The sequence below is a fragment of the Streptomyces sp. AK08-02 genome (assembly GCF_033795085.1).
Lineage (GTDB): Bacteria > Actinomycetota > Actinomycetes > Streptomycetales > Streptomycetaceae > Streptomyces > Streptomyces echiniscabiei.
Map to the genome: position 1 here is coordinate 275,204 of NZ_JARAZV010000004.1, position 19,859 is coordinate 295,062.

17 protein-coding genes are annotated in these 19,859 nt (G+C 69.7%); 9 read left to right on the forward strand and 8 right to left on the reverse strand.

Features of this window, described 5'->3' with window-relative positions:
* Window positions 1–107 precede the first annotated feature (107 nt).
* The 6 genes from PV734_RS09820 to rhaI all read right to left on the reverse strand — a co-directional run bounded on the left by PV734_RS09820 (window position 108) and on the right by rhaI (window position 7,828).
* Window positions 108–764: a LutC/YkgG family protein gene (locus PV734_RS09820; protein ID WP_319090919.1), complete on the reverse strand. Its 657-nt coding sequence runs from the start codon at window positions 762–764 to the stop codon at window positions 108–110.
* Window positions 761–2,239 (reverse strand): lactate utilization protein B, encoded by a 1,479-nt coding sequence (locus tag PV734_RS09825; protein WP_319090918.1) that lies wholly within the window; start codon window positions 2,237–2,239, stop codon window positions 761–763. The genes PV734_RS09820 and PV734_RS09825 overlap by 4 nt, the downstream gene beginning before the upstream one ends.
* Window positions 2,236–2,991 carry a (Fe-S)-binding protein gene (locus tag PV734_RS09830; protein ID WP_319289266.1) on the reverse strand — a complete coding sequence of 252 codons (756 nt, stop codon included), beginning with the start codon at window positions 2,989–2,991 and terminating at the stop codon, window positions 2,236–2,238. The genes PV734_RS09825 and PV734_RS09830 overlap by 4 nt, the downstream gene beginning before the upstream one ends.
* A gap of 71 nt (window positions 2,992–3,062) precedes the next feature.
* Window positions 3,063–4,514 (reverse strand): rhamnulokinase family protein, encoded by a 1,452-nt coding sequence (locus tag PV734_RS09835; RefSeq protein ID WP_319090916.1) that lies wholly within the window; start codon window positions 4,512–4,514, stop codon window positions 3,063–3,065.
* Window positions 4,511–6,550, reverse strand: coding sequence for a bifunctional aldolase/short-chain dehydrogenase (locus PV734_RS09840; RefSeq protein ID WP_319289267.1), 2,040 nt, complete (start codon window positions 6,548–6,550; stop codon window positions 4,511–4,513). Before PV734_RS09840 ends, PV734_RS09835 begins: the two co-directional genes overlap by 4 nt.
* A 117-nt stretch (window positions 6,551–6,667) precedes the next feature.
* Window positions 6,668–7,828 carry an L-rhamnose isomerase gene (gene rhaI / locus PV734_RS09845; RefSeq protein WP_319090914.1) on the reverse strand — a complete coding sequence of 387 codons (1,161 nt, stop codon included), beginning with the start codon at window positions 7,826–7,828 and terminating at the stop codon, window positions 6,668–6,670.
* 288 nt (window positions 7,829–8,116) lie between these two features.
* Between rhaI and PV734_RS09850 the strand changes: the two genes are divergently transcribed.
* The 8 genes from PV734_RS09850 (at window position 8,117) to PV734_RS09885 (ending at window position 17,255) form a co-directional block, all read left to right on the forward strand.
* Window positions 8,117–9,634 (forward strand): sugar ABC transporter ATP-binding protein, encoded by a 1,518-nt coding sequence (locus PV734_RS09850; protein ID WP_319090913.1) that lies wholly within the window; start codon window positions 8,117–8,119, stop codon window positions 9,632–9,634.
* Window positions 9,631–10,671 (forward strand): ABC transporter permease, encoded by a 1,041-nt coding sequence (locus tag PV734_RS09855; protein ID WP_319090912.1) that lies wholly within the window; start codon window positions 9,631–9,633, stop codon window positions 10,669–10,671. The genes PV734_RS09850 and PV734_RS09855 overlap by 4 nt, the downstream gene beginning before the upstream one ends.
* Complete coding sequence (locus PV734_RS09860; RefSeq protein WP_319090911.1) at window positions 10,664–11,662, forward strand: ABC transporter permease; 999 nt, start codon at window positions 10,664–10,666, stop codon at window positions 11,660–11,662. Before PV734_RS09855 ends, PV734_RS09860 begins: the two co-directional genes overlap by 8 nt.
* A 109-nt stretch (window positions 11,663–11,771) precedes the next feature.
* Window positions 11,772–12,854, forward strand: coding sequence for a rhamnose ABC transporter substrate-binding protein (rhaS, locus tag PV734_RS09865; RefSeq protein ID WP_319090910.1), 1,083 nt, complete (start codon window positions 11,772–11,774; stop codon window positions 12,852–12,854).
* A 32-nt stretch (window positions 12,855–12,886) separates the two neighbouring features.
* Complete coding sequence (locus PV734_RS09870) at window positions 12,887–13,207, forward strand: L-rhamnose mutarotase (protein ID WP_164413693.1); 321 nt, start codon at window positions 12,887–12,889, stop codon at window positions 13,205–13,207.
* 51 nt (window positions 13,208–13,258) lie between these two features.
* Window positions 13,259–14,683: a BNR repeat-containing protein gene (locus PV734_RS09875; protein ID WP_319289268.1), complete on the forward strand. Its 1,425-nt coding sequence runs from the start codon at window positions 13,259–13,261 to the stop codon at window positions 14,681–14,683.
* A gap of 91 nt (window positions 14,684–14,774) precedes the next feature.
* Complete coding sequence (locus PV734_RS09880) at window positions 14,775–15,806, forward strand: LacI family DNA-binding transcriptional regulator (RefSeq protein WP_319090908.1); 1,032 nt, start codon at window positions 14,775–14,777, stop codon at window positions 15,804–15,806.
* A 147-nt stretch (window positions 15,807–15,953) separates the two neighbouring features.
* Entirely contained in the window at window positions 15,954–17,255 is a 1,302-nt protein-coding gene (locus PV734_RS09885; RefSeq protein WP_319289269.1) for an alpha/beta fold hydrolase, read from the forward strand.
* 14 nt (window positions 17,256–17,269) lie between these two features.
* On the opposite strand, the gene PV734_RS09890 is transcribed toward PV734_RS09885, so the two are convergent.
* Window positions 17,270–17,470, reverse strand: coding sequence for a DUF5999 family protein (locus PV734_RS09890; protein WP_319090906.1), 201 nt, complete (start codon window positions 17,468–17,470; stop codon window positions 17,270–17,272).
* A 106-nt stretch (window positions 17,471–17,576) separates the two neighbouring features.
* The gene (locus PV734_RS09895) at window positions 17,577–19,052 is read right to left on the reverse strand and encodes a cytochrome P450 (protein WP_319090905.1); all 1,476 of its coding nucleotides are present in this window, start codon (window positions 19,050–19,052) and stop codon (window positions 17,577–17,579) included.
* Window positions 19,053–19,159: 107 nt separating this feature from the next.
* On the opposite strand from PV734_RS09895, the gene PV734_RS09900 reads away from it, so the two are divergent.
* The gene (locus PV734_RS09900; RefSeq protein WP_319289270.1) at window positions 19,160–19,768 is read left to right on the forward strand and encodes a TetR/AcrR family transcriptional regulator; all 609 of its coding nucleotides are present in this window, start codon (window positions 19,160–19,162) and stop codon (window positions 19,766–19,768) included.
* Window positions 19,769–19,859: the final 91 nt, after the last annotated feature.

Here is a 19,859-nt window from a genome sequence, read left to right on the forward strand (position 1 = left end):
GAGTCACTATCTAAGCGCTTGTTCACCGCACCTGTCACGCACGAATCCTCGCGACGGCCCTCCACGGCCGGGGCCGGTCGTCGTGGCGGCCGGCCCCTCGAGCCCGTTCACGCCCGGCCGTCACCGCTCACCAGCACCACCTCCAGGGTGCGTGGACCGTGCACTCCCTCGACCCGGTCGAGTTCGATGTCACTGGTCGCGGACGGCCCGGAGATCCATGTCAACACCCGTGCCGGGTCCAGGAGTTCGAAAGCCTGGGGGACCGAGGAGACGACCTGGTCGGGGACCCGGACGACACAGATGTGGTGATCGGGGACCAGAGTGATCCGGCGGCGCCCCTGGTCAGGACCACCGTCCAGGACGATGGTGCCGGTCTCGGCGATGGCCAGGGCGCACGCGGTGACGACGCTGTCGACCTCGTCCAGGTCGTACACGGTGCTCTCCGCGCGGTCCTCGACCCGGGTGATGTCCGCGGCCGACAGCCACGCTGGCGGGAGCCCGGGGGGTACGACCACCGACGTCGAGCCGTGCGCGGCCAGCATCCCGGCTAGCTGGGCGGGGAGTTCGGCGTCGGTACAGCGGTGCACGATCGCCCGGTAGTCCGCCAGGTTCTCGGCGAGGAGTTCGACGGTCTCCTCGACGCCGAGGTTCCCGTGCTCACGCAGATAGTCGCGGTCGACGGCCTGGTCGTACGGCGTGTCGTCGCGGGGAACGTCGTCGAGAGCCCGGCGCACCCGGCCCAGGATCAGGTCGCGGCTGTTCACTTCGTGGTGTCCTTTCCGCCGTGGGTGCGCTGCCACCAGTCGCGGAACGGCTCCGCCGGCACGGCCGGCAGGTCACGGGTGCCGCTCCAGGCCCTGCCGGGCCCGGGCAGGGTGCGGGGGTGGAAGCGGCGGGTGCGGGAGGCGAGCCGCTGGCCGGTGCGCAGGGCGCCGGGGTGGCCGAACGCCCAGCGGGCGGCGCGCATGGCGGCCCGCTCGGCGGCGTGCCCCTTCGCGGGCTTCAGCACCACCTTGTTGCCCTCACGGGTGGCCGGCCCGCCCTGGACGACCCGCTCGCGCAGATGCACCAGCACCTCCGGGATGTCGATGGCGACCGGGCACACCTCGTAGCAGGCCCCGCACAGCGAGGACGCGTACGGGAGCGAGGCGTCGATCTCGCTCGCGGTGCCCCGGAGCTGAGGGCTGAGGATGGCGCCGATCGGGCCGGGATAGACGGAGCCGTAGGCGTGACCGCCGGCCCGCTCGTACACCGGGCACACGTTCAGACAGGCCGAGCAGCGGATACAGCGCAGGGCCTGGCGGCCGACCTCGTCGGCGAGGGTGTCGGTGCGGCCGTTGTCGATCAGGACCAGGTGGAAGGTCTGGGGTCCGTCCCCGTCCGTCGTACCGGTCCAGGTCGACGTGTACGGGTTCATGCGCTCGGCGGTCGAGGAGCGGGGGAGTGTCTGGAGGAAGACCTCCAGGTCCTGCCAGGTCGGCACGATCTTCTCGATGCCGACGACCGAGATGAGCGTCTCGGGCAGGGTCAGGCACATCCGCCCGTTGCCCTCCGACTCGACCACGACCAGGGTGCCGGTCTCGGCGACCATGAAGTTGGCCCCGGAGACGCCCACCTTGGCGCGCAGGAACTTCTCCCGGAGGTGCAGCCGTGCCGCTTCGGCCAGTTCGGCGGGCGAGTCGGTGAGGCCCTCGGGGGCCGGGCGCCCCCACTCGCTCATCTCCCTGCGGAAGATGTCCCGGATCTCACCCCGGTTGCGGTGGATCGCCGGGACGAGGATGTGCGAGGGGCGGTCCTTGCCCAACTGCACGATCAGCTCGGCGAGATCGGTCTCGTAGGCCGTGATGCCCTCGGCCTCCAGGGCCTCGTTCAGCCCGATCTCCTGCGTGGCCATCGACTTGACCTTGACGACCTCCGACTCACCGGTCATCCGCACCAGGTCGATCACGATCCGGTTGGCCTCGTCCGCGTCGACGGCCCAGTGCACGATGCCGCCCGCCGCCGTGACCGACTCCTCCAACTGGACGAGATAGCGGTCGAGATGACGGAGCGTATGGTCCTTGATCCGCTTGCCCGCCTCCCGCAGCTGAGCCCAGTCGGACACCTCGGCGACGGCCTTCGCCCGTTTGCCGCGGATCGTGTGGGTGGCGTGCCGCAGATTGGCCCGCAGGGTCTGGTTGCCCACCGCCTCGTGAGCCGCCTCGGGGAAGGCCGGCATCCCGACGAACGTCCCGCTCATACCAGGGGCTCCTCTTCCGTGCTCGCCAGGATCTCCGCGATGTGCACCGGCCGCATACCGGTGCTCAGCCGGGTCATGGTCCCGCCGATGTGCATCAGACACGAGTTGTCGGCGGCGCACAGCACCTCCGCCCCCGTCGACTCCGCGTTGCGCACCTTGTCGGCGCCCATCGCCGCCGAGACATCCGCGTTCTTCAGCGCGAACGTGCCGCCGAAGCCGCAGCACTCGTCCGCCCCGGGCAACTCGCGCAGCTCAAGACCCTTGACGGCCTGGAGCAGCTTGAACGGCCGGTCGGCCAGCCCGAGACTGCGCAGCCCGTGACACGTCGGGTGATAGGTGACGGTGTGCGGGTAGTAGGCGCCCACGTCCGTCACCCCCAGTACGTCCACCAGGAACTCCGTCAGCTCGAACGTCTTCGGGACCACGGGCGCCAGCGTGGCCGCGAGTCCGTCCCCGCGCCCCTCGGCCCGGGCCCGCTCACCCATGCGCGGGTACAGCTCCCGCACCATCGCGCCGCACGACCCGGAGGGCGTCACGATCGCCTCGTACCCCCCGAAGACATCGGAGAAATGCCGGGCGAGCGGCTCGGCCTCGTGCCGGTACCCCGTGTTGTAGTGCGCCTGCCCACAACAGGTCTGCGCCATCGGGAAGTCGACGTCGACACCCATCCTGGTCAGCAGTTTCACCACGGCGCGGCCCGTGTCCGGATACAGCGTGTCGTTGACACAGGTAAGGAACAGGGCGACACGCATCGCGGCTCCTAGTGATCGATCATCGGATGAGTGCAGAGTACGCGGAGGTCACGCGGCGGGGAATCCCCGGCTCACCGGACATCGGTGAGCCGGGCCTCCGCCGCGCGCCAGGCCGCCGGATCGCCGGACGGCTCGTAACGGGTCAGCGGCTGGGTACGGGCGAGCAGCCGGCGCATGTCCGTGCGGTCGCCCACGAGCCCGTGGGCCCTCGCCTGGACGAGGACGTTGCCGAGCGCCGCGGCCTCGGCCGGGCCCGCCACCACCGGCAACCCGCAGGCGTCGGCGGTGAGTTGACACAGCAGTGCGTTGCGCGCCCCGCCCCCGACGATGTGCACGGCGTCGACGTCGTGCCCGGCGAGCCGCTGGGCGTCCGACACCGCCCGCCGATGGGCGAGGGCGAGGGAGTCGAGGATGCAGCGCGTGATCTCGCCGGGGGTCCCGGGAACCGGCTGCCCGGAGGCCCGGCAGGCCTCGGCGATCCGCTCCGGCATCCGGCCCGGCGCCAGGAACGCCGCGTCCCCCGCGTCCACCACGGACCGCAGCCCCGGCGCCTCGGCCGCCGCCCGCAGCAGGTCGCCCAGGTCCGGGTTGCCCCAGGCCCGTACGCACTCCTGGAGCAGCCACAGCCCCATGATGTTGCGCAGATAGCGGACCGTGCCGTCGAGCCCCAGCTCGTTGGTGAAGTTGGCGACCCGGCTCTCCTCGGAGAGGACGGGCGCCTTCAGCTCCAGACCGGCCAGGGACCAGGTGCCGGTGCAGATGTAGGCGAACCGCTCGTCCACCGCCGGTACGGCGGCCACCGCGGAGGCGGTGTCGTGCGAGCCGACCGTCGTCACCGGAACCGGCCCGGTGAGCCCGGTCTCCTCCAGCACCTCGGCCCGCAGCACACCCGCCGGATCACCGGGCCGCCGCAGCGGCGCGAACAACCCGAGGTCGATGTCCAGCTTCCGCGCGACGTCATGGGCCCAGTCGCGGGTCCGGGGGTCGATCAGCTGGGTGGTGGAGGCGTTGGTCAGCTCGGTGCCTGCCTCGCCCGTCAGCCAGTACGTCAGCAGGTCGGGGATGAGCAACAACCGCTCGGCGGCGGCCAGTTGAGCAGTGTCACGGGCCGCCGTCAGCTGGTAGAGGGTGTTGAAGGGCGCGTACTGCAAGCCGGTCGCCGCGTACAGCTCGGCGGCCGGGACGGTCGCCCACACCTTCTCCGCGACACCCTCGGTGCGGGCGTCGCGGTAGTGCACCGGGTTGCCCAGCAGGACCCCTTCGGCGTCCAGCAGCCCGTAGTCCACGGCCCAGCTGTCGATGCCGACCGAGTCGACCCGACCGGCCGCCCGCAGTCCGTCGAGGACACCCGCGTACAGCGCGAGCACGTCCCAGCGCAGCCCCTCGGGCACCCGCACGGGCCGGTTCACGAACCGGTGCGCCTCGGCCAGCTCCAGCGTGTCGGGCCCCACCCGGCCGACCATGACGCGCCCACTGGACGCGCCGAGGTCGACCGCGGCGTACGACTTGACGGTCCGGCTCATCGCAGGAAGGCGGCGGCCACGCCGGCGTCGACCGGGACGTGCAGCCCGGTGGTGTGCGTGAGCTCGCCGCCGGTCAGCGCGAACACGGCGTTGGCGACATGCTCGGGCAGCACCTCGCGCTTGAGGATGGTCCGCTGCGCGTAGAACTCGCCGAGCTTCTCCTCCTCGATGCCGTACGTCGCCGCGCGCTGGGCACCCCAGCCTGCCGCGAAGATCCCGGAGCCGCGCACCACGCCGTCGGGGTTGACACCGTTGACCCGGATGCCGTGCTCGCCCAGCTCGGCGGCGAGCAGCCGCACCTGGTGCGCCTGGTCGGCCTTGGTCGCGGAGTACGCGATGTTGTTCGGTCCGGCGAAGACGGCGTTCTTGGAGGCGATGTAGATGATGTCGCCGCCGAGCTTCTGCGCGATCATCACCCGTGCCGCCTCACGCGAGACGAGGAACGAACCACGCGCCATGATGTCGTGCTGCAGGTCCCAGTCCCGCGCCGAGGTCTCCAGCAGCGGCTTGGAGATGGAGATCCCCGCGTTGTTGACGACGAGGTCCACCCCGCCGAAGGCCAGCACGGCGTCCTTGAACGCCTCGGCGATCTGCTCCTCGGACGTCACGTCCACGGTGACGGCCACGGCCTTGTCGGGCCCGCCCAGCTCCTCCGCCACAGCCGCCGCGTTCTCGGCGTTGAGATCGGCGACGACGACACAGGCACCCTCGGCGACCAGCCGCTCGGCGATGGCCCTGCCGATCCCGCTGCCCGCACCGGTGACGAGGGCGACCCGAGTGGCCAGCGCCTTCGGCTTGGGCATCCGCTGAAGTTTCGCTTCCTCCAGCGCCCAGTACTCGATGCGGAACTTCTCCGACTCCTCGATCGGCGCGTACGTCGAGACCGCCTCGGCCCCGTGCATCACGTTGATCGCGTTGACGTAGAACTCGCCGGCCACCCGGGCGGTCTGCTTGTCCTTGCCGAAGCTGAACATGCCCACGCCCGGGATCAGCACGATCGCCGGGTCGGCGCCCCGCATGGCGGGGGAGTCGGGCAGGGCGTTGCGCTCGTAGTAGGCGGCGTACTCCTCGCGGTACTCGGCGTGCAGCTCCCCCAGGCGCGCGATGGCCTCGTCGAGGGGCGCGGAGGCCGGCAGGTCGAGGACGAGAGGCCTGACCTTGGTGCGCAGGAAGTGGTCCGGGCAGGAGGTGCCGAGTGCGGCGAGGCGAGGGTGCTCGGCGCGCGACACGAAGTCCAGCACGACGTCCGCGTCACTGAAGTGCCCGACCTGCGGCTTGTCCCGCGAGGCGATGGCCCGCACGTACGGGGCGAGCGCGGCGGCCCGCTCCCGCCGCTCCTCGGAGGCGAGGGCCGCGTACCCCTCGATCACCGGGCCGAAGGGCTCGGCCTTGCCGTGCTCGGCGAGGAACGCCTCGGCGGTACGGATGATGTGCAGCGAGTTCTTCTCGCACTCCTCGGCCGTGTCGCCCCAGGCGGTGATGCCGTGTCCGCCGAGGACACAGCCGACGGCCTGCGGGTTGGCGGCCTTCACCGCGGCGATGTCCAGGCCGAGCTGGAACCCGGGGCGCCGCCACGGCACCCACACCACACTGTCCCCGAAGCACTCGGCGGTCAGCTTCTCCCCGTCGGCCGCGCAGGCCAGCGCGATACCGGAGTCGGGGTGAAGGTGGTCCACGTGTGCGGCGTCGACCAGCCCGTGCATGGCGGTGTCGATGGACGGGGCCGCCCCGCCCTTGCCGTGCAGGCAGTAGTCGAACGCGGCGACCATCTCGTCCTCGCGCTCGACGCCCGGATACACACCCTTGAGCGCGTGCAGCCGGTCCAGCCGCAGCACGGCCAGCCCGCCCTCGGTCAGGGTCCCCAGGTCACCCCCGGACCCCTTGACCCACATCAGCTCGACATCACCCCCGGTGACGGGATCGACGTCGGTCCCCTTCGCGGACGTGTTGCCACCCGCGTAGTTCGTGTTACGGGCGTCAGCACCGAGCCGACGAGACCGAGCGATGAGAGCGGCGGCTTCGGGATGGATAGCCATGCGAGTCAATCCTTACGTGATGTGTGGCGCCCCTATGGGGGCGCGGGGAACTGCGCGACAAGCCACAACGAGCTGATGGTCCGCGACGAACCGAACCTGGCAGACGAGACCCGGAAGTCACGCCCCCCAACCGGCTTGCTCCCCACCAACCCGCTCCGCAGCGATCTTCGCCCCCCACCCGGACCGGGCATACGCGGCGATCGGATCCCCGTCCAACCCCAGCTCCCCCCGAACCTCCACAAGCAACGGCCGCACATCCGTGTTGTACGCGTCCATCAACACCGCGTTCGCGGCAAGAACGTCCCCGCCCCGCTGAGCCGCACCCAACGCATCCCCGTCAACAAGGAGCGCCTTGGCCGTCGCCTCCTGAACATTCATCACCGACCGGATGATCGCCGGGATCTTCGCCTCGATGTTGTGACACTGGTCCAGCATGAACGCGACCTCGGGCGAGAACCCCCCGCCCCGGATCACCTCGTACATGATCCGGAACAGCTGGAACGGGTCGGCCGAGCCCACCATCAGGTCGTCGTCGGCGTAGAACCGCGAGTTGAAGTCGAACGCGCCGAGCTTCCCCTCCCGCAGCAGCGTGGCGACGATGAACTCGATGTTGGTGCCGGGTGCGTGGTGCCCGGTGTCGACCACGACCTGTGCCTTCGGGCCGAGCTTGAGGCAGTGCGCGTACGCCGTGCCCCAGTCCGGGACGTCGGTCGCGTAGAAGGCCGGCTCGAAGAACTTGTACTCCAGGAGCATCCGCTGGTCGTCGCCGAGCCGCTCGTACACCGCGACCAGGGCCTCGGAGAGCCGGTCCTGCCGGTCACGGATGTCGTCCTGGCCGGGATAGTTCGTCCCGTCGGCGAACCACAGCTTCAGGTCCTTGGACCCGGTGGCGTCCATGATGTCGACGCATTCGAGCAGATGGCCCAGCGCCTTGCGCCGCACCACCGCGTCCGGGTGGCAGATGCTGCCGAGCTTGTAGTCGTCGTCCTGGAAGGTGTTCGAGTTGATCGCGCCCAGCTTCAGGCCGCGCTCCTCGGCGTACTTGGCGAGGGCCGCATAGTCCTCGACCTTGTCCCACGGAATATGCAGGGCGACGGTCGGGGCCACCCCGGTGAAGGCGTGCACCTGTGCGGCGTCGTCCAGCTTCTCGAAGGGGTCGCGGGGGACGCCGGGCTGCGCGAACACCTTGAAACGGGTACCCGAGTTCCCGTACGCCCACGACGGCGTTTCGATGGCCTGGGCCTTGAGAGCGGCCTTCACCGCGCTGAGCTCGGTCACTTCAGGACTCCTGTGACATCGGGTCGGAACGACTGCTGGGAAACAGCACGCTGAACGACGATCTGATGAAACGATTCAGAACGGGAAGCTATGAGCCCCCCGGAGGGGTGTCAAGTCCCCTGACCGATTCGGCTTACCGTGACTTGCCTGTGACCTTCAATTATCGAAAGAATTTCGACACGGACCCATTGACGTGACATGGCTCCCATGCCTAACGTCCCGGCAACCCAGTTGAAACCTTTCACGACGTTGTGAGGCCAGTCCCACAGGCGTCGTCGAGGAGCCCTCATGACCCACCCGTCCGACCCGGGGCCGGCCCCTGTGCTGGCACTCAAGGACATCTCCAAGTCCTTCGGTGCGGTGCGTGCCCTGCGGGACGTCTCCCTGGAGCTGTTCCCCGGCGAAGTGCACGCACTCGCCGGTGAGAACGGCGCCGGCAAGTCGACCCTCATCAAGACGCTCGCCGGGGTGCACCGACCGGACGCAGGCCAGGTACTGCTCGACGGAGCGCCCGTCGCCTTCCACGGCCCCGGCGACGCCCGCGACGCGGGTATCGCCGTGATCTACCAGGAGCCCACGCTCTTCCCGGACCTGTCGATCGCCGAGAACATCTTCATGGGCCGCCAGCCCCGGCGAGCCCTCGGCCGGATCGACCACAAGGCCACCCACGCGGCGACCGCCGCCCTGATGAGCCGCCTCGGCGTCGAACTCGACCCCGACCGCCCCGCACGCGGCCTGTCCATCGCGGACCAGCAGATCGTCGAGATCGCCAAGGCCCTCTCCTTCGACGCCCGCGTCCTGATCATGGACGAACCGACCGCCGCCCTCACCGGCAGCGAGGTCGCCCGTCTCTTCGGCGTCGTCCGCACCCTGCGCGAACAGGGCGCCGCCGTGCTCTTCATCTCGCACCGGCTGGAGGAGATCTTCAAGATCTGCCAACGGGTGACGACCCTGCGTGACGGCGCCTGGATCGCCAGCGAGCCACTGGACGGCATGACCGAGGACGACCTCGTACGCCGGATGGTCGGCCGCGATCTCGACGAGCTCTACCCCAAGCAGGACGTCGAGGCCGGCGAGGTCGCGCTCAGCGTGCGCCGGCTGACCCGCGAGGGTGTCTTCACCGACGTCTCCTTCGAGGTACGGCACGGCGAGATCGTGGGCCTCGCCGGACTCGTCGGCGCCGGCCGCACCGAGGTGGCCCGGGCCGTCTTCGGCATCGACCGCTGGGACGCCGGCGAGGTCGAGGTGGACGGCACGGTCCTGACGAACGGAGCGCCCTCCACGGCCATGGCCGCCGGGCTCGCCCTCGTCCCCGAGGACCGGCGCGCCCAGGGCCTGGTGATGGACATGTCCATCGAGCGGAACATCGGCCTCACCGGCCTGCGGACGACCGTCAGGGCCGGGCTGATGGACCGGGGCGCCGAGCGCAGCCGCTCCCTCGACTGGGCGGTCAAGCTCCAGGTGAAGTACGCCCGTATCGCCGACACCGTCAACACGCTGTCCGGCGGCAACCAGCAGAAGGTCGTCCTGGCCAAGTGGCTGGCCACCGGCCCCCGGGTACTGATCGTCGACGAGCCCACCCGAGGCATCGACGTCGGTACGAAGGCCGAGGTGCACCGCCTGCTCAGCGAGCTGGCCGCCGACGGCGTGGCCATTCTGATGATCTCCTCCGACCTGCCCGAGATCCTCGGTATGGCCGACCGTGTGCTCGTGATGCACGAGGGCCGCCTCGCCGCCGAGATCCCGCGCTCCGAAGCAACCGAGGAAACGGTGATGGCCGCAGCCACCGGGAGGGCCGCCGCATGACGGTGACCGCACCCAACCCCGCCCCCGCAGCCGAGGTGCCCAAGTCCAGCAGTACCCGGCTGGTCGACCGCGTCTTCAAGATGCGCGAACTCGCCATCCTGCTCGTCTTCCTGGTGATGATCGCCGTCACCCAGGCCGGCAACAGCGAGTTCCTGTCCGAGCAGGGCATCAAGGACCTGCTGCTGAACGCGACGATCCTGGTCCTGGTCGCCACCGGCCAGTCGCTGGTGGTCATCACCCGCAACGTCGACCTGTCGGTCGGCTCCACCCTCGGCATCAGCGCCTTCGCCGCGGGCCTCTACCTCCAGGGCGGCGGAAACCCCGTCGTGGCCATCGTCCTGGCCATCCTCCTGGGCATCGGCTTCGGGCTCCTCAACGGGCTGCTCGTCAGCTTCGGCCAGGTACCCGCCCTCGTCGTCACCCTCGGCACGCTCTACATCATCCGAGGCATCGACTCCATCTGGGTCGGCTCCCGGCAGATCACGGCGGCCGACCTCCCGAACGGATTCGTCGACTTCGGCTCCGGCGGCATCTCGGCGGTTCCGTATCTCGCGCTGATCGCCCTCGCCGTCCTCGTCGTCACCGCCTACTACCTCAGGCAGTTCGGCAGCGGCCGTGAGCTGTACGCGCTCGGTTCCAACCCCGAGGCCGCCCGGCTCGCCGGCATCCCCGTGCGCAAGCGGATCCTCATCGCGTACACCTTCTGCGGCGCCCTCGCCGGACTCGCCGGCGCGCTCTACCTCGCGCGGTTCGGCAACGTCGACTCCAGCACGGGCAACGGGTACGAACTCACCGTCGTCAGCGCGGTCGTCGTCGGTGGTGTCGTCTTCACCGGCGGCTCCGGCAGCGTCTACGGGGCTGCGCTCGGCGCGCTGCTGCTGACCTCCATCAACAGCGTGCTGCCCGCCCTCGGCGTCAGCTCGGTGTGGGTCATGGCCATCAACGGCATCCTGCTCATCCTCGCCATCGCGGTCGACCGGATCGTCGCCCTGCGTGTGGCGTCCGCACTGAAGAAGAGGAACGCCCGCCATGGCTGACTCGTCGTTCGCGCGCGGCGCCGGCCGCCTGACCTCCTTGAAGAGGTGGGACTCGGCCGTCGGAGTCCTCCTCGTCGTGGTCCTCCTGCTGTCCTTCGGGTTCGTGGACGGGTTCGGAAACGGGCTCAACCTCTCCTTCCTGATCGGCAACACCCTCCCGATCGCGCTCGTCGCCCTGCCCATGACCCTTCTCGTCGTCTCCGGCGAGATCGATCTGTCGGTCGCCTCCACCGCCGGTCTCTCCGGCGCGGTGATGGGCGCCCTGTGGAACCAGGGACTGACGATCGAGATGATCATCCCGATCTGTCTGCTCCTCGGAGTGGTCTGCGGACTGGTCAACGGACTGCTCGTCACCCGGCTCGGGCTGCCCTCCCTCGCCGTCACCATCGGCACCATGGCCGCCTACCGGGGCATCGCACAGATCGTGCTCGGCTCCGACGCGGTGACCGACTTCCCCACCCAGTACCTGGACTTCGCGGCGGGACGCATAGGCGACACCTTCGTCCCGTACGCCCTGTTCCCCTTCCTCGTGCTGCTCGCGATCGCCGTGGTCGTGCTGCACGCCACCCCGTTCGGCCGCTCGCTCTTCGCGATCGGCGCGAGTGAGGAGGCCGCCCGCTTCGCCGGTATCCGGGTCAGACGGCAGAAGCTGATCCTGTTCATGGTGACCGGTCTCACGGCCTCCCTCACCGGGATCTTCTGGGCGCTGCACTACGCCAGCGCTCGCTACGACAACGCCACCGGTCTCGAACTCTCCGTCATCGCCGCGGTGTTGCTCGGCGGGATCGACTTCGACGGGGGGAAGGGCACGCTCGGTGGCGCCATCGCCGGGGTGTTCCTGCTCGGTGCCCTGCAGAACGTGATGAGCCTTCAGGATGTTTCGGCTCAGTCGCAGATCGTCGTCACCGGCATCCTGCTGGTGCTGTCCGTGCTGGGACCTCGGGTCGCTCGGCAGGTGTCACTGGCCAGGGCGTCCTCACGGCTTACGTAAAAAGGTCGTTCGTCAACTGTCGGCCCGCTGCGGCTGGTCGCGCAGTTCCCCGCGCCCCTGAAAACGGGGCGTCTCTCCTCACCCTCACCCTCTGTTCGAAGGAACCCTCATGCGCAAGTCGTCCGTCCGCCGTGCCTCCGCGGCTCTCGCCGCCGCCACCTCGCTCGCCCTGGCGCTCACCGCCTGTGGCGGTACCACCAAGAACGACGTCAAGGACGAGGGCGCCTCCGCCGCCGCGACCGGCAAGGCCGACCCGAACGCGGCCACCAAGAAGGGTCTGACCGTCGGCTTCCTGCCGAAGGCGGTCAACAACCCGTACTTCACCTCCGCGGACAAGGGCGGCGAGGCCGCGCTGAAGACGCTGGGCTCCAGCTTCAAGGAGGTCGGCCCCAGCAGCGCCACCGACACCTCCGGGCAGGTGTCGTACGTCAACACCCTCACCCAGCAGCAGGTCGACGCGATGGCCGTGTCCGCGCAGGACCCGGGCGCCCTGTGCACCGCGCTCAAGCAGGCCATGAAGAACGGCATCAAGGTCGTCACCTACGACTCGGACACCAAGACCGACTGTCGCAACGCCTTCGTCTCGCAGGCCAGCGCCGAGGACCTGGGCCGTACCGAGGTGCAGCTGCTCGCCGAGCAGATCGGCTACAAGGGCGAGATCGCGATCCTGTCCGCCGCGCAGACCGCGACGAACCAGAACGTGTGGATCGACTTCATGAAGAAGGAGCTGGCGGACCCGAAGTACAAGGACATCAAGCTGGTCAAGACCGCGTACGGCAACGACGACGCCCAGCAGTCCTTCCAGCAGACCCAGGGTCTCCTCCAGGAGTACCCGAACCTGAAGGGGATCATCTCCCCGACCACCGTCGGCATCAAGGCCGCCGCCCAGTACCTGTCCGGCTCGAAGTACAAGGGCAAGGTCAAGCTGACCGGCCTCGGCACCCCCAACGACATGCGCAAGTACGTCAAGAACGGCACGGTCGAGGGCTTCGAGCTGTGGGACCCGGCGAAGCTCGGCTCGCTGGCCGCCTACACCGCCGTCGCGCTGGCCTCGGGTCAGATCACCGGCAAGGAGGGCGAGACCTTCAAGGCCGGCGACATGGGCGAGTACACCATCGGCGCTGACGGTGTGATCAGCCTCGGCAAGCCGACCGTGTTCACCAAGGACAACATCGACCAGTTCAACTTCTGACCGGTCGACCTCTCAATCCCCGGGGGCTGTTGATGCAACGTGTGTGCTTTCTGCTGAAGGTCCGGGCGGACCGCCTCGACGAGTACCGCGAGCGGCACGCCGCCGTGTGGCCCGAGATGCTCGACGCGCTCTCGGCCACCGGCTGGCACAACTACTCGCTCTTCCTGCGCGAAGACGGCCTGCTGGTCGGCTACTTGGAGACCGAGGACTTCGCCGCCGCCCAGGCCGGCATGGAAGCCGCCGAGGTCAACGCCCGTTGGCAGACGGAGATGGCGCCGTTCTTCGAATCGCTGGACGGCGCCCGCCCCGACGAGGCCATGAAGCCCCTCACCGAGGTGTTCCACCTCGCCTGATCACCCCCCTGCAGCACCCCTCTCATTTCGAAAGACAACGGAGTCCCCGAGATGAACAGACGTACGTTGCTCGGCGCCGCACTCGCAGGCGCCGTGGTGACCCCGGCCTTCGCCGTCGGCAGTGCCCGCGCCGCCGACCCCGGCCCCTCGGTCACCCAGACCGGCAACACCACGCTCGACTCCCAGGCCGTCTTCTTCGTTTCCTACGACGGACTGGTCAACAACAACTCGTTCCAGAAGAACGCCCTGCTGACCTACCAGGGTTACCAGTACGCCGTCTGGTACACCGCCGACAAGAACGCAGTCGTCGGCCGCCGTGTCCTCGGCGGCAGCACCTGGTCGACGGTCCAGGTCGGGCACACCCTCAAGTCGAGCGACTCGCACAACGTGATCTCCATGGGCGTCTCCAAGACCGACGGCCGCCTCCACCTCAACATGGACTCGCACAGCGACGGCTTCACCTACGTCAAGTCGGTGGCCGGGCTGATGGACAACCCGGCCGGCCTCAGCTGGACCGCCGCCCGCTTCGGCGCACCCCAGTCGACGCTCGACGGACTCGCGCTCACCTCGCAGTTCACGTATCCGCAGTTCGTGTCGCTGCCCGACGGCAAGCTCCAGCTCAGCTACCGCGTCGGCATCTCCGGCAACGGCCGCAACGCCATCGCCGAGTACGACGGCACCTCCTGGACCAACCTCGGCGAGTGGTCCAGCTCCACCGGCACGTACACCAGCGAGCACGGTTCGTCGACGGTCCGCAACATGTACCTGCACGGCATCGACTACGACAGGAACGGCCGCCTGCACTCGTTCTTCACCTGGCGCGAGCAGAACGGCGCCGTCATGTGCAACAGCGGCGGCATCACCAACCACGACACCGGTTACGTCTACTCCGACGACCGGGGCCGCACCTGGCGCAACAACGCGGGCACGCTCGTCGGCACCACCGGCGGCTCCGACAAGGTCGCCGTGACGGACAGCGGCCTGGTGGTCGACGCGCTCAACCCGGACCACTCCCTGATGAACCAGGAGAGCCAGTTCACCGACTCGTCCGGGCTGCCGCACGCGATCATCAGCTACGTCCCCGGCCGTTTCGGGCAGTGCACCACCGACTACGTCGCCAACCGCACCGCCAACGGCCGCGCCTTCCATCTGCGCAAGAACTCCGCGGGCAGCTGGCAGAAGACCGAGATCCCGGTGCCACTGAACTCCAGCCAGCGCACCAAGCTGGTCCTCGACAGGTACGACAACGCCTACGCGATCTTCCCGTTCGGCCGTATAGCCGGCGCCTCCAAGTCCTCCGGGTACACCGACTGGACGGTGCTGTTCGACGGCAGCGGGCTGAACGCCTTCGGCGAGGTCGTGATCGACGAGACGCGGATCGCCCAGGACAACGTCCTGTCCGTCCTCTACCAGGAGAAGTCGAGCGGTACGACCCCCTCGGCGCTCCATGTCGTTGACTTCCGGCTGCCCTCGTGACCGGAATGATCAGCGGATTAGTCAAAGCCGGGCAGGCCGCTAATGTAAGGGTCTGCCCGGTACCGATCGTTTCCCTGGAGGTCCCCGCCTGATGGCCCAGCCGGTGGGTATCAAGGACGTCGCACGCGCCGCCGGAGTCTCCGTCGGTACGGTCTCGAACGTCATCAACCGCCCGGACTCGGTCGCCACCGAGACCCGCGCGCGAGTGCTGTCGGCGATCGACCGCCTCGGCTATGTCCGCAGCGAGTCGGCCCGTCAGCTGCGCGCCGGGCGCAGCCGCATCATGGGGCTGCTCGTCCTCGACATGGGCAACCCCTTCTTCGTGGACGTGGCACGCGGTGCCGAGCGGGCCGCGCGGGACGCCGGGCTCGGTGTGATGGTCTGCAACAGCGCGCAGAGCGCCGGGGAGGAGGCCGACTACCTGTCGCTCTTCGCCGAGCAGCGGGTGCGCGGAGTGCTGCTCACCCCGGCGGACGCGACCGGCCGCAACATCGACTCGTTCCGCCGGCACGGCATCCCGTTCGTCCTGGTCGACCGGGTCGCCGAGGGCACCACAGAGTGCTCGGTGTCCGTGGACGACGTGGCGGGCGGCGCACTGGCCGTACGCCATCTCGTCGACGCCGGACACCGCTCGATCGCGTACGTCAGCGGACCGCCCGGCTTCAACCAGGTGCGCGACCGCCGTACGGGCGCCATGAACGCGCTCGCCGAGGCGGGCCTCAGCCCCACCGCTCTGCGTGAGCTGCCCACCGAACGCCTCGACGTGGCCGCGGGCCGTGACGCGGGCGCCCGCCTCCTGGGCCTCGCCGACCGTCCGACGGCGGTCTTCTGCGCCAACGACCTGCTCGCCCTCGGCGTCCTGCAGGCCATGTACGCGGCCGGTGTCAGCGTCCCCGAGGACCTCGCGATCGTCGGCTACGACGACATCGAGTTCGCCGCGGCGGCGGCCGTTCCGCTCACCTCCGTCCGCCAGCCCGCCGTGACGATGGGCGCCCTGGCCGCGGAACTCCTCCTGGAGGAGACCGAGACGGAGGCGGAGTCCGGCGCGAGGAAGCACTCGCACCGCAGGGTCGTACTCCAGCCGGAGCTGGTGGTACGGCGCTCCAGCCTCTCGGCTCGCTGAGTCGTCGTTCAGTAGTGGACTGAGTAGCGGATTCGGTGGAGGATTCGGTGGAGGTTCCTGGGAATTCTTGATCCACCGGGTCGGCCGGGCGAAGAATCTGTGCTGGACTGGGCACCGGCCTGGAATTCGTACGTTCAAGGAGCCCTGTTGTCCGCCAGCTACCGACAGCCCGGTGTGGTCCTCACCGACCGCCGTTTCACCGTCCCCCTGGACCACGACGACCCCGGGGGCGAGACCATCGGGCTGTACGCCCGCGAGGCCGTCGCGAGCGACAAGGTGGACGCCGAACTGCCCTGGCTGGTCTATCTGCAGGGCGGCCCCGGCTTCGGGGCGAACCGTTTCGTCGGCCGTGAGGCCTGGCTGGAGCGGGCCCTGCGCGAATACCGGGTGCTGCTCCTGGACCAGCGCGGGACGGGCGCCTCCACGCCCGCCAACCGCCAGACCCTCCCGTTGCGCGGTGGCCCCGTCGAACAGGCCGACTATCTGGCTCACTTCCGTGCCGACTCGATCGTCCGCGACTGCGAGGCCATCCGTCGCAAGGTCACCCGCGGCGCGCCCTGGGCCGTTCTCGGCCAGAGCTTCGGAGGCTTCTGCGCGGTCACCTATCTGTCCAACGCGCCCGAGGGCCTGAGCACCGTGGCCATCACCGGCGGACTGCCCTCCCTCGACGCGAGCGCCGACGACGTCTACCGGGCCGCCTACCCGCGCGTCGAACGCAAGGTCGCCGCGCACTACGCCCGCTACCCGCAGGACGTCGAGCGGGCCCGCCGGATCGCCGAGCACCTTCTCCAGCACGACCTCGTCCTGCCGAACGGCTACCGGTTCACCGTCGAGGCGTTCCAGTCGCTGGGCATCATGCTCGGACGCGGCGACGGCAGCCACCGGCTGCACTTCCTGCTGGAGGACGCGTTCGTCCGCACCCCGCAGGGCTCCACCCTGTCCGACTCCTTCCAGGAGGAGGTCCAGGGGCTGCTGTCGTACGCGGGGCACCCGCTGTACGCGCTCCTCCACGAGGCGACCTACGGTCAGGACCCGGGCCCCACGGACTGGGCCGCGGAGCGGGTGCGTGGTGAGTTCCCGCAGTTCGACGCCGCCAAGACGCTGACCGGCGACGGCCCGGTGCTGTTCACGGGCGAGTCCGTGCACCCCTGGATGTTCGACAACGACCCCGCCCTGCGCCCGCTGCGGGAGACCGCGGAGGACCTGGCCGGGGAGCGGGGCTGGTCACCCCTGTACGACCCGGCCCGGCTCGCCGTCAACGAGGTGCCGGTCGCGGCCGCCGTCTACCACGACGACATGTACGTCGACACCGCCCACTCCCTCCGGACGGCCCGCGCCGTCCGGGGCCTGCGCACCTGGGTCACGGACGAGTTCGAGCACGACGGGGTGCGGGCGGGCGGCCCCCGGGTGCTCGACCGTCTACTGGCCCTGACCCGCGACGAGGTGTGACGACACCGGGTGGCTCAGGCGGCGACGGGCAGTGCGCCGCCGCCGCGCTGCGGACCCACCGCCCGTCCGTCGGGCAGGAGTTCACCCGTGTCGTCGAAGACGATGGTGCCGTTGCAGAGCAGGTTCCAGCCCTGCTCGGGGTGGGCCGTGACGATGACCGCCGCATCGTGGTCCGTACTGTCGACGGGCGGGCACGAAGGCTGATGTGTGCACATGGTCTCTCCCGCGTGTCAGGGGGTCTGCCCCAGTAGTACCGGAGGTTGTTTACCTCTGTATGTGGAGACCCCGACACGCAGGAAAATTCATCTGTGAGGTGCTGGGTCAGACAGCCGCCAACTCCTCGCCCGGCGACCGGCGTTCGAGGTGCAGCCGGAGTCCCTCCGGCATCACCGTCAGGCGTTCCGCCACCCGCAGCCGGTAGTCCGGGTCGGGCTTCAGGTCGTAGCGGCGCAACAGCAGACCGAGAACCAGGGTCGCCTCGTGCAGGGCGAACTGGCGGCCGATGCACGCCCGGGCCCCGGTGCCCCAGGGCTTGAACGCGTGGGCGGGGCGGGCGCGCACGGCCGCCGCGTCGAAACGGTCCGGGTCGAAACGGTTCGCGTCGGTGCCCCAGACCGTCGGGTCGCGGTGCAGCAGTGGTGCCAGGACCAGCGTCCAGGCACCCTCGCGCATCGGATGCTCACCGCCGAGCACCGTGTCGTGGCGGGCCTCGCGGGCGAAACCGGGCGCCGTCGGCCACAGCCGCAGCGACTCGTCGAGCACCCGGCGCACATACCGCAGCTTGGCGATCTGGTCGTAGCCGGGGACCTCCGCCCCGCCCCAGACGCGGTCCACCTCGGCGCGGGCGCGGGCGGCTATCTCCGGGTGCCGGGAGAGGTAGTGCAGGGCGAAGGAGAGCGCGCCGGACGTCGTCTCGTGGCCGGCGATGAGGAAGGTGAGGACCTGTCGGCGCACGTTCTCGGGCGCGAGGCGCTCACCGGTCTCCGGGTGGGTGGTGTCGAGCATGCGGTCGAGCAGGTCGCCGGCGGCGCCACCCCCGCCGTCCGACTCCCGGCGGGCCCGTACGAGCTCGTCGACGGTGCGGTTCAGGTACGCCACGGCCGCCTCGTTGCGCCGTGTGGCCCGGCGCAGCAGCAGCGGGGCGAGGGGCGCGGGGACGATGTTGAGATACTGCGCGTGGTTCAGGGCGCCCACCATCGCCGTCACGAAAGGGTGCGGGCGGGCCCGTTCGAAGGAGCCGAAGTCGTGTCCGAAACCGGTGCGCGCGATGGTCTCCAGGGTCAGCTTCGTCATGTCTCCGGGCACGTCCACCGCACGGCCCGAGGCCAGTTCCCGGTCCCAGTGGTCCGTGAGCTGCCCGGCCACGGCCAGCATCATCGGGTGGTAGCCGGCCATCGCCTCTCGACTGAAACCGGGGGCGAGTACGTCGTGCGCCAGCTGCCAGTTGGGCTCGTCGTTGTACGCCGTGAACAGTCCGTCCCCGGCGACCGGGCGGAGGTTGGCCACCCCGAGGCCCACGTGTTTGGCGAAGCGGGTCTCGTCCGCGAGATCGCCGGTGAGATCCGCGCCCCACACGAACACGATCTCCTTGCCGAACGCCCTGCGCCGGAAGATCGGCCCGAGCTGCCGACCGATGCGCATCGAGTCCTGGACGGGCGTACGGGGACCGACCCCGACCAGGTCGCCGAGCAGCGGAATCCGGTGCGGCGGACGGGGAACGCGGTGCAGCTCCGGCCAGTCCAGCTCGGCACTGCGAAATCCCCTGGACGCGGCTGTCCGGGTCGCCGTCTCGGTCATGACGCCATCTCCCTTGATACAGGGGCGTGTTGATCCTGTTGTACGTCGATTCAATAGCGGAGTCAGTCTGATCCCGCTGTTGAATCCACGTCAAGTAAAGTGCGGCCATGGCTGCGAGGGGCGGGGAGCGCACACGTCGGCGGTTGAGCACCGGCGAACGCCGGGAGCAGCTCCTGTCCGTCGGCGCGAGGCTGTTCTCGGAGAGTCCGTACGACGAGGTGTGGATCGAGCAGGTCGCCGAGATCGCCGGGGTCTCGCGCGGACTGCTCTACCACTACTTCCCGAACAAGCGGGACTTCTTCGCGGCGGTCGTGGAGCGCGAGAGCGAGCGCATGCTGCGGATGACGGCGGCCGTGCCGGGCGTTCCCGCACGTGAGCAGCTGGACGCGAACCTCGACGCCTTCCTCGCCTATGTCGAGGAGCACGCGCACGGCTATCGCGCGTTCCATCGTGCCGACGCGTCCGGCGACCAGGCCGTACGGAAGGTCTATCGGCGGGCGCTGGCCGCACAGGAGCGCCAGATCCTCGCGGCGCTCGCTGCCGACCCGGAGTTCGGGCGGATGGCCGAGGAGCGGCCCGAACTGCGCCTCGCCGTCCGCGGCTGGCTGGCGTTCACCACCGCCGTGTGCCTGGAGTGGCTGCGTGGTTCGGACCTGTCCCGGCAGCAGGTGCGGGACCTGTGCGCGCGGTCGCTGCTCGGCACCCTCGCGCCCTGAGGTGGGGCGGCCTTCGGTACGGAAATCGCACGGGATCGGCGGAGTTGGTTGGCGCGCGGCCGGAATTTCGATAGGTTAGGCAAGGCTTACC